General features: G+C 66.1%; 13 protein-coding genes. 7 read left to right on the top strand and 6 right to left on the bottom strand.

Annotated features, from left to right (window positions below):
- Both B0T44_RS15665 and phoU read left to right on the top strand, forming a co-directional pair.
- Nucleotides 1–2,026 (top strand): LCP family protein (locus B0T44_RS15665; RefSeq protein WP_368026100.1); only part of this gene is annotated, 2,026 nt, incomplete at its 5' end.
- 63 nt (nucleotides 2,027–2,089) lie between these two features.
- Complete coding sequence (gene phoU / locus B0T44_RS15660) at nucleotides 2,090–2,752, top strand: phosphate signaling complex protein PhoU (RefSeq protein ID WP_077121881.1); 663 nt, start codon at nucleotides 2,090–2,092, stop codon at nucleotides 2,750–2,752.
- Between the two features lie 93 nt (nucleotides 2,753–2,845).
- Here phoU and pstB read toward each other — a convergent pair whose 3' ends face one another.
- The 6 genes from pstB to B0T44_RS15630 form a co-directional block, all read right to left on the bottom strand.
- On the bottom strand, nucleotides 2,846–3,622 hold the full coding sequence (gene pstB / locus B0T44_RS15655) for a phosphate ABC transporter ATP-binding protein PstB (protein ID WP_077121879.1): 777 nt from the start codon (nucleotides 3,620–3,622) through the stop codon (nucleotides 2,846–2,848).
- Between the two features lie 18 nt (nucleotides 3,623–3,640).
- The gene (gene pstA / locus B0T44_RS15650; RefSeq protein ID WP_077121877.1) at nucleotides 3,641–4,546 is read right to left on the bottom strand and encodes a phosphate ABC transporter permease PstA; all 906 of its coding nucleotides are present in this window, start codon (nucleotides 4,544–4,546) and stop codon (nucleotides 3,641–3,643) included.
- Nucleotides 4,543–5,538, bottom strand: a complete 996-nt coding sequence (pstC, locus tag B0T44_RS15645) for a phosphate ABC transporter permease subunit PstC (protein ID WP_077121885.1) — start codon at nucleotides 5,536–5,538, stop codon at nucleotides 4,543–4,545. The genes pstA and pstC overlap by 4 nt, the downstream gene beginning before the upstream one ends.
- A gap of 88 nt (nucleotides 5,539–5,626) precedes the next feature.
- Complete coding sequence (gene pstS, locus B0T44_RS15640) at nucleotides 5,627–6,733, bottom strand: phosphate ABC transporter substrate-binding protein PstS (RefSeq protein WP_077121875.1); 1,107 nt, start codon at nucleotides 6,731–6,733, stop codon at nucleotides 5,627–5,629.
- A gap of 192 nt (nucleotides 6,734–6,925) precedes the next feature.
- On the bottom strand, nucleotides 6,926–7,825 hold the full coding sequence (gene mshD / locus B0T44_RS15635; RefSeq protein ID WP_077121874.1) for a mycothiol synthase: 900 nt from the start codon (nucleotides 7,823–7,825) through the stop codon (nucleotides 6,926–6,928).
- Nucleotides 7,826–8,046: 221 nt separating this feature from the next.
- A complete protein-coding gene (locus tag B0T44_RS15630; protein WP_077121872.1) occupies nucleotides 8,047–8,826 on the bottom strand; it encodes a winged helix-turn-helix transcriptional regulator in 780 nt (259 codons plus the stop codon).
- Nucleotides 8,827–9,007: 181 nt separating this feature from the next.
- On the opposite strand from B0T44_RS15630, the gene B0T44_RS15625 reads away from it, so the two are divergent.
- The 5 genes from B0T44_RS15625 (at nucleotide 9,008) to B0T44_RS15605 (ending at nucleotide 12,232) form a co-directional block, all read left to right on the top strand.
- Nucleotides 9,008–9,817 carry an LmeA family phospholipid-binding protein gene (locus tag B0T44_RS15625; RefSeq protein WP_077121870.1) on the top strand — a complete coding sequence of 270 codons (810 nt, stop codon included), beginning with the start codon at nucleotides 9,008–9,010 and terminating at the stop codon, nucleotides 9,815–9,817.
- On the top strand, nucleotides 9,814–10,254 hold the full coding sequence (locus B0T44_RS15620; RefSeq protein WP_077121868.1) for a thioredoxin family protein: 441 nt from the start codon (nucleotides 9,814–9,816) through the stop codon (nucleotides 10,252–10,254). The genes B0T44_RS15625 and B0T44_RS15620 overlap by 4 nt, the downstream gene beginning before the upstream one ends.
- Before the next feature lie 311 nt (nucleotides 10,255–10,565).
- Nucleotides 10,566–11,057 carry a DUF4395 domain-containing protein gene (locus B0T44_RS15615; protein ID WP_077121866.1) on the top strand — a complete coding sequence of 164 codons (492 nt, stop codon included), beginning with the start codon at nucleotides 10,566–10,568 and terminating at the stop codon, nucleotides 11,055–11,057.
- Between the two features lie 31 nt (nucleotides 11,058–11,088).
- Nucleotides 11,089–11,922, top strand: a complete 834-nt coding sequence (locus B0T44_RS15610; protein ID WP_077121864.1) for a sulfurtransferase — start codon at nucleotides 11,089–11,091, stop codon at nucleotides 11,920–11,922.
- A gap of 4 nt (nucleotides 11,923–11,926) precedes the next feature.
- Complete coding sequence (locus tag B0T44_RS15605; protein ID WP_077121862.1) at nucleotides 11,927–12,232, top strand: DUF1416 domain-containing protein; 306 nt, start codon at nucleotides 11,927–11,929, stop codon at nucleotides 12,230–12,232.
- Nucleotides 12,233–12,419 lie beyond the last annotated feature (187 nt).

The raw sequence follows: 12,419 nt of genomic DNA, 5'->3' as shown, positions 1-12,419 counted from the left end.
GGCCGGTCGGCACGCCCCGGACGGCAGGCAGGGCTCGCCGGAGGCAATGGGTCACCGGGGCGGTTCCCGGCCGCAACCGAACAGCGGGTCGCTTCCCGCGGCTCCCGGTTCCGGCCGCGCCCCCGCGGGCCGGCCGCGGCAGCCGGAGACCGGTCCGGAAACCGTTGCTGTCGATACTTCCGCCAAGACCCGTCAACCCGCCCCGGAAGCGTCCCGGGCCGAATCCGCACAACATTCCGGCAGACCCGCGAAACGGTCCACTGAACGCAACCGGCAACCGGACAGCACACGGCGCGGGCGCACCTCCGGGCGGAAAACCGGAGCTTCCTCGTCGGCCGCCCCGGCCATCCCGCCAGCTGCCGCGGATCCGCGCGATATCGCCGAATCCCCGGATGCGGTCACCGATGTGCTCGCCCCGGTACACGATGCACCGCCGAAGGTCAGCGGAAAAACCAACACCAGCGGCTGGCCGACAACAGAGCCGGTTGCGGCGGAGCCGGCAGGCAAGACCCGCCGGACCCGGCTCGAGCAAAGTAAATCCCGGCGTAACCGCAGGCTGCGGGTGGCCGGGCGGGTGACGCTTGCCATATTCGCGGTGATCGCGCTGCTGATCACCGGCGGCGCCTGGAGCTACCTGCAGGCCACGAACAACGGATTCACCCAGGTCTCGGCACTGGACGATACGAGCGAGGACGTGATCGACGCGCACGCTCAGCTCGGTGACGAGAACTACCTGATCGTCGGCACCGACACCAGGGCGGGCGCGAACGGCGAAATCGGTGCGGGCACCGTCGAGGACGCCGAGGGCGCTCGCGCCGATACCACCATGCTGGTGCACATCCCGCAGAACCGGCAGCGCGTGGTCGTGGTGTCGTTCCCGCGCGACCTGGACGTGACCCGGCCCGAATGTAACGGCTGGGACAACCAGAAACCCGGTTATACCGAGGAGGTCTATCCCTCGGCGATGGGCGGCAAGCTCAACGCCGTCTACGCGTTGGGCGGGCCGAAATGCCTGGTTTCGACCATTCAGCGGCTCACCGGCAGCACGATCAACCACTTCATCGGTATCGATTTCGCCGGATTCGAGCAGATGGTCGACCAGGTCGGCGGCGTCGAGGTGTGCGCGACCAAACCGATTATCGACGGTGTGCTCGGCCCGGTGGTGGAACAGCCTGGCAGGCATCGGCTCAACGGCGCGACCGCGTTGAACTATGTGCGCGCCCGGCACGTCTACGGCGAGGAGCGCAGCGACTACGACCGGATCGCCCGGCAGCAGCGTTTTCTGGCGTCGCTGCTGCGCGGCGCGCTGTCCGGCAAGGTCCTGCTGGACCCGGGCAAGTTGAACGGCTTCATCAAGGCCTTCACCCAAGCCACCTTCGTCGACCGGGTCACCCCGAACGATCTGCTCATGCTCGGTCGTTCGCTGCAGGACGTGGATGCGGGCGCGGTCACCTTCCTGACCATTCCCACCGCGGGAACAACCTCCTACGGCAACGAGATCCCGCGCGAATCCGATATCAAGGCGATCTTCCGAGCGATCCGCGACGATCAGCCGCTACCCGGCGAAAAGACCGCCCCCGCTCCGACGGCGACATCGACACCGCCCCCACCGCCGCGGTACACCGCGGTCGATCCAGGCACGCTGTCCCTGCTGGTTTCCAACGGCTCCGGTATCAGCGGTCTGGCCGGGCGGACGGCCACCGAACTGGGCAGTGTGGGCTTCGGCATCTACAACACCGGCAACTACACCGAAGGCTCCGCTCCCGAGACGATGATCCGGTACGCGAGCGGCTACGAGAACGAGGCGGCGACTGTGGCGTCAGCCATCCCCGGCGCAACCATGCAGCTCGACGACGAGCTCGGCAGCATCGTCGAAGTCGTGCTGGGCGAGAACTATCAGGGGATAGTGAACAACCCGACTCCGGTCGGCGACGCGATCACCGATGTGGCCGCCGCAAGCACGGCGCCGGTGGAACTGCCGTCGGATCTGGAGCACGTCAACGCGGCCGAAGACCCCTGCGCGTAGCCGGTACTGCAATTCACCCGCTGTTCGTGACTTGGACAGCGGCGGGAACTAGTGTCGGGTCTCATGCGTGTCATCTACAACGAGCAAATGGCCGATCTCGCACACCTGTTGGGCGAGATGGCCGGTCTCGCGGGTTCGGCCATGGATCAGGCCACTCAATCGTTGCTCCAAGCCGACCTTGGGCTGGCCGAACAGGTGATCAGTGAACACGACCGGATCGCCGAGATGATCGCCGACGCCGAGGAGAAGGCATTCGCGCTGCTGGCTCTGCAGGCCCCGGTCGCGGGCGATCTGCGCCAGGTGGTGAGCGCGATCCAGATCGTCAACGACGTCAACCGGATGGGCACTCTCGCCCTGCACGTCGCCAAGGTGGCGCGCAGGCGTCACCCCAATCCCGCACTGCCTGATTCGGTCAACGGCTATTTCGCGGAGATGGGCCGGATCGCGGTGAGCATGGGCGCGGGCGCCAAAGAGGTTCTCGAAACCCGCGACCCGGAACGCGCGGCGCAGCTCAACCAGGACGACGAGGCGATGGATGATCTGCACCGTCACCTGTTCACCCTGCTGATGGATCGCGAATGGAAGCACGGTGTCGCCGCGGCCGTCGACGTCACGCTGCTCGGCCGCTACTACGAGCGGTTCGCCGACCACGCCGTCGAAATCGGCCGTAGGGTGATCTTCCTGGTCACCGGTGTGCTTCCGCCGGACCCGGATTCCGACTCCTGAATTGCACCGGGGTCGCGGTGCATCGCGAGCAGACGACAGAAAGACCCGCGGGATTCCGCGGGTCTTTTCGGTTTCTCGCCGGGGCCTGTCCGCTCAGCCGAAGCGGCCGGAAATATAGTCCTCGGTGGCCTTCTGCGCCGGGTTGGAGAAGATCTTCTCGGTATCGTCGATTTCCACCAGCCGGCCCGGTTTGCCCTGGGCCTCCAGGTTGAAGAAACCGGTCTGGTCGCTCACCCGTGCCGCCTGCTGCATATTGTGCGTGACGATGACGATCGTGTATTCCTTCTTCAACTCGGTGATCAAATCCTCGATCGCCAGGGTGGAGATCGGATCCAGCGCCGAGCACGGCTCGTCCATCAGCAACACATCGGGGGATACCGCGATGGCGCGGGCGATACACAGACGCTGCTGCTGACCGCCGGAAAGCCCGCCGCCCGGCTTGTCCAGCCGGTCCTTGACCTCGTTCCACAGGTTGGCGCCGCGCAGCGAGCGCTCGGCCACCTCATCGAGCTCGGATTTGCTGCGGACGCCCTGCAGTTTCAGCCCGGCCACCACATTGTCGCGAATGGACATAGTGGGGAATGGGTTCGGGCGCTGGAACACCATGCCGATGGTGCGGCGCACACCCACCGGATCCACCTGGGTGCCGTAGATGTCCTCGCCGTCGAGCATTACCGCACCCTCGACACGGGCGCCTGGGGTCACCTCATGCATGCGGTTGAGCGAACGCAGCACGGTGGACTTACCGCAACCGGACGGACCGATGAACGCGGTGACGCTGCGCGGCAGAACCGTCAGCGACACATCGGAGATCGCCTGGAATTTTCCGTAATAGATATTGAGGTCTTTGACGTCGATCCGCTTGGCCATATAAGTTTCCGTTTCGGTTTATCGGTTCCGCGTGAGCAGCCGGTTGACCAGGGCCGCGGCCAGATACAGCAGGGCGATGATCAGAATGAGCGTCAGCGCCGCGCCCCAGACACGCAGCTGGCCTGCGGCCTCGGGGTTGCTGAACTCCTGGTAGATCAACAGCGGCAGCGAAGCCATATTGCCGTCGAACATGTCGAAGTTGATCGACCGGCTGTAGCCGACCAGCACCAGCACCGGCGCGGTCTCCCCCATCACGCGGGCAACGGCGAGCAGGATGCCGCTGATCATGCCGGGCAGCGCCGTCGGCACCACGATCCGCAGGATCGTCTTCCATTTCGGGATACCGAGCGCATAGGAGGCTTCACGCAGCTCGTCGGGTACGAGCTTGAGCATTTCCTCCGTGCTGCGCACCACCACCGGCAGCATCAGCAGCACCAGCGCGAACGATACGGCCAGACCGCTCTGCGGCATGCCAAAGGTGGAGATCCACGCCGCGAAAACGAACAGCGCGGCCACGATCGAGGGCACACCGGCGAGGATGTCGACCATGAACGTTGTGGTGCGAGCCAGCCAGCCCCGGCCGTATTCGACCAGGTAGATGGCCGCCATCACCCCGAGCGGCACCGAGATGAGGGCCGCGATAGCCGCCTGGACCAGGGTGCCGTAGATCGCGTGGTACACACCACCTGCGACTTGTTCGGGCAGCACGCCGTTGAGCGACTTACCCCACCAGTCGGCCGAAACAATCGCTTCGAAGCCGCGGGCGAGCACCACCCACAGCACCCAGATCAGCGGCACCAGCGCGATGGCGAAGCACACCCAGACGACGCCGGTGGCGAGATGATTCTTCACCCGCCGGGCGGTGCTCACATGACGGAAGGTGGGTGCCTTGATCGGCCTGTCGAATTTCGTCGCGGTGGTCATCCTCCGCTGACCCTTCCTCCGGAGGCGGCGCGCGCCGCAGCGTTGACCACGAAGGTCAGGACGAAGAGCACGAAGCCTGCGGCGATATAGGCGCCGGTCGGCAACGGCTGACTGAATTCATGGGCGGCCGAAGCGATCTTGGACGCGAAGGTGTAGCCGCCGTCGAACAGCGACCAGGTGCCCGGGTCCGCCGCGGTCCGCAGCACGAGGAGCACGGCGATCGTCTCGCCGAGTGCCCGGCCGAGGCCGAGCATGGAACCGGCGATCATGCCGCTGCGCCCGTAGGGCAGCACCGTCATCCGCACGACTTCCCATTTGGTCGCGCCGAGTGCCTGGGCTGCCTCGATCTGCATCCGGGGGGTCAGATTGAAGACCTCGCGGGTAACCGAGGTGATGATCGGCAGGATCATCACGGCGAGCACGATGCCCGCGGTGAAGATGGTTCCGCCACCGGTGAGCGAGACGTTGCCGTCGTCGAACAGGAAGAACCAGCCGAGGTTGTCGTTGAGGAAGGTCGCCACCGGCTCCAATGTGGGAGCCAGCACGTAGATACCCCACAGACCGAACACGATCGACGGAACCGCCGCCAAGAGATCGATGAGCACCGCGAACGGTCTGGACAGTGCTTTCGGTGCGTAATGCGTCAGGAACAACGCGATACCGATACCGATCGGCACCGCGATGAGCAGCGCCAGCAGCGAGCTCAGCACCGTCACCATGAGCAGGTCGCGGATGCCGAACTGTAGGTGGTCGGCGTCCCCGGTCGAGAAGTCCGTGCTGGTCAGGAAGTTCGCCTCGTTGGCTGCCAGCGAGGGAACCGCCCGGATCAACAGGAACAGCCCGATCAGCGCGATCGCCGCCACGATGGTGGCGCCGGCCGCGGTGGCCAACGAACGGAAAATCGTCTCGGCCCGGTTGCTGTGCACACGGCTCCTCAGCGATTCGGGCTTCTGTTTCCTGACACCCGGTTCGATGCTGGTGGTGCGGGGCATCTGCGCAGTATCTCCGGCCGCGCGCTGGGCAGTCGACTCCGACTGCCCAGCGGTGGTCACATCATCGTGCAAAGTCATGAGGCCGCTATCAGGAGATGGCGTCGATCGCGGTGGTCAGCTTGGTCTTGAACTGCTCGGGGATCGGGATGTACCCGGCGTCCTCCAGTCCCGTCTGACCGTTGCTGATGGCCGAGTGCAGGAACGCCTTCACCGCGGTCGCGGTGGCGCCGTCCTTGTACTTCGAGCACACGATCTCGTAGGTGGGCAGGATGATCGGGTACGCGCCCGGGGTGGTCGGGTTGTAGAACGAGGTGGTGTCGAGGACCAGGTCGTTGCCCTCGCCCTTGATCTCGACGCCGTCGATGGCCTTACCGGCCGAGGCAACCGACAACTCGACCGGCTCCGGGCCCGCCGAGGTGACGATGCGCGCAATGCCGAGCTGCTGCTGCTTGGCGAACGACCACTCGTTGTAGGTGATCGAGTTCTTGGTGCTCTTCACCGCGGCCGAGGTGCCCTCGTTCCCCTTGGCGCCCTCGCCGACACCGCCGTTGAAGATTTTGCCCGCGCCCTTGCCCCAGGCGCCTTCGGAGGCTGCGTCCAGGTAGAGCTGGAAGTTGTCGGTGGTGCCCGACTCGTCACTGCGGAAGATCACGTTGATCGGTTCGGCTGGCAGCTGCGCGTCCGGGTTGAGCTCCTTGATCTCCGGCGCGTCCCAGGTCTTGATGGTGCCGTTGAAGATCTTGGCGATCGTGGGGCCGTCCAACGCGAGGTCGGCGATGCCGTCCAGGTTGTAGGTGACGGCGATCGGCCCGAAGACGGTGGGCAGGTTCCAGGCCGGGGCGCTGGCGCAGCGTTCGGTCGCGCGGGCGGCTTCCTCGGGCTTCAGCGGGGAGTCGGAGCCACCGAAATCGGTCTGGCCGCCGAGGAATTCCTTCACGCCCGCTCCGGAACCGCTGGAGGTGTAGTCGAGCTTCGCGTTTTCGCAGTTGGTCTGATAGGCGTTGATGAACCGGGTCATCGCGTTGGCCTGGGCAGACGAGCCGCTGGCTTTGAGGGCTTCCTTGCCGCCGCACTGCACGTCGGCGTTGGGGGTGATGTTTGTTGCGGACGTGTTGTCGTCGCTACCACACGCGGCGAGCGTCATGGCACCGGCGGCCAGCACACCAACGAGGGCGCTGCTGCGCACGAGCTTCACTAATTCCTCCGGGGTACGTCCTACTCACCCGGTCCCTCACCGGCCCGGGCGCATATTGTGGTGGCCGTTCGCGGGGGAACTCGCACACCAGGCGGACCAGCACCGCCCGTAATCAAACTAGGGGGGCTCGGTTGACAGCCGGACCTGAGAGAGTGAACGGAAAGTGAACAGCCCGGCGCGATTGCGTGGTCGTCAGGCCGCGCTGTAGGCCACGTCGATATGAGCGGGCGTGAAACCGAGCCGGGTATAGGTATGCACCGCGGCGGTGTTGTCGGCTTCGGTGTAGAGCAGGACCTCGCCCAAACCCCGGTCGCGGAGATGATGCAGCCCGGCCAGAGTCAGCAGGCGGCCGAGACCGCGACCCTGCGCGGCCGGATCGATACCTACTACATAAACCTCTCCGACCGGCGGGTTCTGGTCGGTGTGCACCTTGGTCCAGTGGAAGCCGAGCAGCCGGCCGGGGTCGTTGCGGTCGAAAGCAAGGAACAAACCCGCGGGGTCGAACCACGACTCGGCACGCCGTTGCTCCAGTTCACGTTCGGTCCAGCCGCCCTGTTCCGGGTGCCAGTCGAACGCGGCGTTGTTGACCCGCAGGAGTTCGGCATCGTCGGCCGGGCCCGCATAGGTGCGGACGACGAGTTCGGGCGACACCACCGGTTCGGGTAGCTCAGTTGATGCGCGACGCATCTGCCACAGCTCCCGCGCAACGGTGAGACCGAGCTTCGCCGCGACCGATCGGGCAGCGGGCAGGTTCCCGTGCGCCCACACCCGCGCACCGGTCCCGCCCTCGGCGAGCGCCGCTCGGACGAGTTCGGTTCCGATACCGTCACCCCTGGCCTCGGGATCGACGGCCGCCTCCGCCATCGCCGGATGTTCCCCATGTGCCGCAGCGAAGTTCGCGTAACCGCTCACAGTATCACCGCGGACCGCGAGCAGATGACGTGCGTCCCCGGTATCGCCCAGCGACAGCACGGCCTGTTCCGATACCGCCGCCACACCGTCGACGGACGCGGCCCGCTCCAGCAGCGCTCGCACGCGCCGCGCGGTGTCCGCGTCGAGTTCGTCCGCCCACCGCAATACCGAACCGGTCACGCCTACTCCTCTTGACTTCCTCCCCGTCTGAAGGACGGGGATTTCCTGCCTCGCGACAGGGTATTCCTGTTTCGTCGCTGCTTGCCTCCCTACATCAACTGTGAGGAGGTCTCACACCATCCCTACAGGTCAGGCTGCCAGCCCAGCGGCCGTAGGTTCTTCGCCGGATGCACATACCGCGAACATCGTGCACCGTGAGGCCGAACTCGAAGTTCGCCTATTCACTGGGCGGTGCCGTTGGCCGGGGCCAGCGACGTGTCGCCCGAACCACCGGCGGCACCGCCCTCCCCTGCATCATCGGCGGGCGCCACCTGCTCCCCCTTCGGTTGTGTTCGCGCGGGGCGCACAGCCTTGTAGCCGACATTGCGCACGGTTCCGATCAGCGATTCGTATTCGCTGCCCAGCTTGGCGCGCAACCGCCGCACGTGCACATCGACCGTCCTGGTGCCGCCGAAGAAGTCGTAGCCCCACACCTCCTGCAACAGTTGGGCACGGGTGAAAACCCGCCCCGCATGCTGGGCGAGATATTTCAGCAGCTCGAATTCCTTGTAGGTCAGATCGAGCGGGCGGCCCCGCAACCGGGCCGTATAGGTGCCCTCGTCGATGACCAGTTCACCGAGCGTGATCTTGTCGGTGTGCTCCGGGCCCGCGGTCCCGCCGTTGCGGCCCACCAGCAGCCGCAGCCGGGCGTCCAGCTCGGCGGGGCCGGTGCTGGGCAGCAGAATGTCATCGAGCCCCCAGTCTGCGTTCACCGCGACCAGCCCGCCCTCGGTGAGCACGGCAACGACCGGCACCGACGAGCCGGTACTGCCGAGCAGCCTGCACAGCCCGCGGGCAGCAGCCAGATCGGTGCGCGCGTCCACCAGCGCGATATCCGCGTTACCCGCCTCGAGCAGCGACGCCACCTCGGTCGGTGCGGGGCGCACGGTGTGCGCGAGCAACGCCAGCGAGGGCAGCACTGATTCGGGGTTGGGGTCGGAGGTAAGCAGGAGTAGCTCCACAAGCACTCCTCCCATCTCGTAGCGCCGCGGGGCAACAGCACACCGCTGCAGCCACGTCGCCAGTCACAGGTAATCGGATGCAAGATTAGCGCGTGAAAGCCGATGACCTCCGATTCCGCGTGCACCGGCCCCGGGCGGACCTTCGATATCGGCCGCCGGGCTCGGAGATAGGGTGCATCGCATGCGCAAGCTGATCATCGGGCTGCTCTGCCTCGCGGGATTGGCGGTGGTCATCGATTTCGGTGCCGCCGCCTATTCGGAGTACCGCGTATCCCGGTCACTGCGCGCGGGCGCCGACCTCAGCGCCGACCCCGAAGTGACCTTCCACGGCTTCCCGTTCCTCCGGCAGGCATTCAACGGCCGCTACGACAACATCGAGATCAATGCGCGTGGGATGCGCCCGGATATCCCCGGCGAAATCGCACTGGAGGCGACCCTGGTCGGGATGACGTTACCGCTGGGGCATCTGGTCGACGGCAGCGTGCGCAGCGTGCCGGTGGATTATGTCGACGTCCGGATGCGCGTGGAACCCACCGAACTGGGCCGCCTGTTCGATATCCCCGATCTGCAGGTTCACTCCCGCCCCGCGGACAAATCCGACGGGACCGGCGGCTCCGGAGGCTCAGGGATGACGACCGCGGGCGCGCTGGTATTGACCGGCACCGTGCCGACCACCCCGTTGGGCCAGCACAGCGCCCTTCAGCTGGGCGGGGAGCGGGTGAGCGTGCAGGCCGACCTGATCCTGGACGGCGACCAGGTGCGGATCGTGGCCACCGGCTTCTATCAGGGGCCGGGGCACGACACCCCCACCCCGAACATCTCCGTCGCCGAGCAGACCGCGGTACTGGCCAGGTTCACCCGTACCATCGATACGAAGGAACTACCGTTCGGTATCCAGCCCACGGAGGTCTCCGCACTCGGCGGGCAGATCGTCGTCGAGGGCCAGGGCCGGAACGTGACGATCGATTTGGACAGATTGCGCCGCCGATGATCGAAATCACCATTCTGCTGGTGGTACTGCTCGCCGGGTTCGCCGCCGGGGTGTACCTGCGCCGCCGGGAAGGCAGGGTGCGGGCCGCCGCGCCGACGCTCGACGCCGGTGCTGCCGAACGTGCCGAACTGCTCGCCGCCGCCGGTGTCACCGGCGCGGGCCCAGCAGTACTGCACTTCTCCGCCGAATGGTGCGGTCCGTGCGCCGCGGTGCGCCGGGTGGTGGCCGATGTCACCGGGGATCTGGCCGATTCGCCGCAACCGCCGGTAGACGTCGAGATCGATATCGATGCCGATCCCGCGCTGGCCAAGGCTCTGAACGTGCTGTCGCTGCCGACCACCTTCGTCTTCGATACCGAAGGTAGAGAATGGTTCCGGATCTCCGGCGTACCCAAGACCGGCGACCTGCGCAGCGCGCTCAGCCCGCTTACCGTCTGAGGACCGAAACCGGGCCCCGTCGTAGGGCCTACACCAGGCCCTACGGTGCCCTTCCCCACCCAGGGTCCTATTTCCCGGCCGCGTTGGGTAAACTACCCAACGTGCAAAACCACCGCGAGCTGATGCTCACCCGTCGTCGCACAGTTGACCTGTGTCGGCTCGGTGGTTGTTGCTGCCTGTGCCGCTGAGCGGTCGGCCTCTCCCTTTTTCTGACGCCGACCTGTGTTCGTCCGCGTGAGCGATCTGTAGATCCCCCGGCGAACCGGCAGATTTCCCGCTGCCCAGCACCTCGAGCGCAGGAGTTTCGCATCATGTCCACCAATACCCACAGCAGCCAGGCAGGCGACGTCGTCGATGTCCGGGGCCCGCGGTTCGTCGCATGGGCCACCACCGGCGTCCTCGTGCTGGTGCTGATCGCCGCCGCGTTTTCTACCGGCACCGCCACCGTGCTCATCGCGCTGCAGGCGCTGGTCTTCGGCGCAGGCGCGGCACTCGGCCCCCGACACCACCCCTACGGCCGGATCTACGCCGCGCTGGTCGCGCCACGACTGGGCCCGGTCACCGAGACCGAGCCGGTGGCGCCGCTGCGGTTCGCGCAGCTGCTCGGACTGGTTTTCGCCGCGATGAGCCTGCTCGGCTTCGCATTCGGCGCCACCCTGGCCGGCGCGGTATTCGCCGGCTTCGCACTGTTCGCGGCGCTGCTCAACGCCGCGTTCGGCATCTGCTTGGGTTGCCAGCTGTATCCGCTGGTCACCCGCCTACGGGCCGGACACCCGCACGCCGGGACACCGGTAACGAACTGAATCTGTAAGAGTCACCACCGAAAGGAACACAATGGGCCGCTCCGATGTCCTGGTCTCCGTTGACTGGGCTGAAGAAAACCTCGAAACCCCCGGCGTCGTCTTCGTCGAGGTCGACGAGGACACCTCCGCTTACGACAACGGGCACATCCAAGGCGCCGTCCGGCTCGACTGGAAGAAGGACCTACAGGATCCGGTTCGTCGCGACTTCGTGAACCAGGAGCAGTTCTCCGATCTGCTCTCGGCGCGCGGTATCAGCAACGACGACGAGGTCGTCCTCTACGGCGGCAACAACAACTGGTTCGCCGCATACGCCTACTGGTACTTCAAGCTGTACGGCCACAACAACGTGAAGCTGATGGACGGCGGCCGCAAGAAGTGGGAGCTCGACGGCCGTCCGCTGTCCACCGAACCGGTCAACCGGCCTGCCACCCAATACAAGGCGTCCGCGCCCGACCTGTCCATCCGTGCGTTCCGTGACGAAGTCATCGCGGCCATCGGCACCAAGAACCTGGTCGACGTCCGCTCGCCCGACGAGTTCACCGGCAAGATCCTGGCTCCCGCGCACCTGCCGCAGGAGCAGAGCCAGCGTCCCGGCCATATCCCCACCGCCATCAACGTCCCGTGGAGCAAGGCCGCGAACGAAGACGGCACCTTCAAGTCCGATGAAGAGCTGGCCAAGATCTACGGCGACGCGGGCCTGGACGGCGCCAAGGAAACCATCGCCTACTGCCGGATCGGTGAGCGTTCCTCGCACACCTGGTTCGTGCTGCAGGAACTGCTCGGACACCAGAATGTCAAGAACTACGACGGCAGCTGGACCGAATACGGTTCGCTGATCGGCGCTCCGATCGAGTTGGGAGAGTAAAAATATGTGCTCAGCACCTACCCAAGGTCAGGCCATCCCCGCCGGGGTCGACGTGGAGAAGGAAACGGTCATCACCGGCCGGGTCCTGAGCATCGACGGGCAGCCCGTCGGTGGCGCATTCGTCCGGCTTCTCGACGGCAACGGTGATTTCACCGCCGAGGTCGTCGCCTCCGGGACCGGAGATTTCCGGTTCTTCGCGGCGCCGGGTTCGTGGACGCTGCGGGCGCTGTCGTCGTCCGGTAACGGCTCGGCGGAGATCCGTCCGGAAGGCACAGGCATCCACAACGTGGACGTCGCCGTCGCCAAATAAGGCGCGATAAGGCAGGGCACGAGCGAACGGCCCCGGAAACCACTCCCGGCAAGGATCGGTCCGGGGCCGTTTGCGTGCCGGAGACCAGGCATCGTTAGACTCGAAGACGTGGTCCTCTTCTTCGAGATTCTGCTGGTGGCCGTGTCCATCCTGATCGGCTGGTTCGGTCTGTACGTCTTCTACCGGC

Origin of the sequence: Nocardia donostiensis, assembly GCF_002081715.1 — a bacterium.
Lineage (GTDB): Bacteria > Actinomycetota > Actinomycetes > Mycobacteriales > Mycobacteriaceae > Nocardia > Nocardia donostiensis.
Note: the sequence above shows the minus strand (reverse complement) of the source record. Positions and strands in the feature narration are given on the sequence as shown.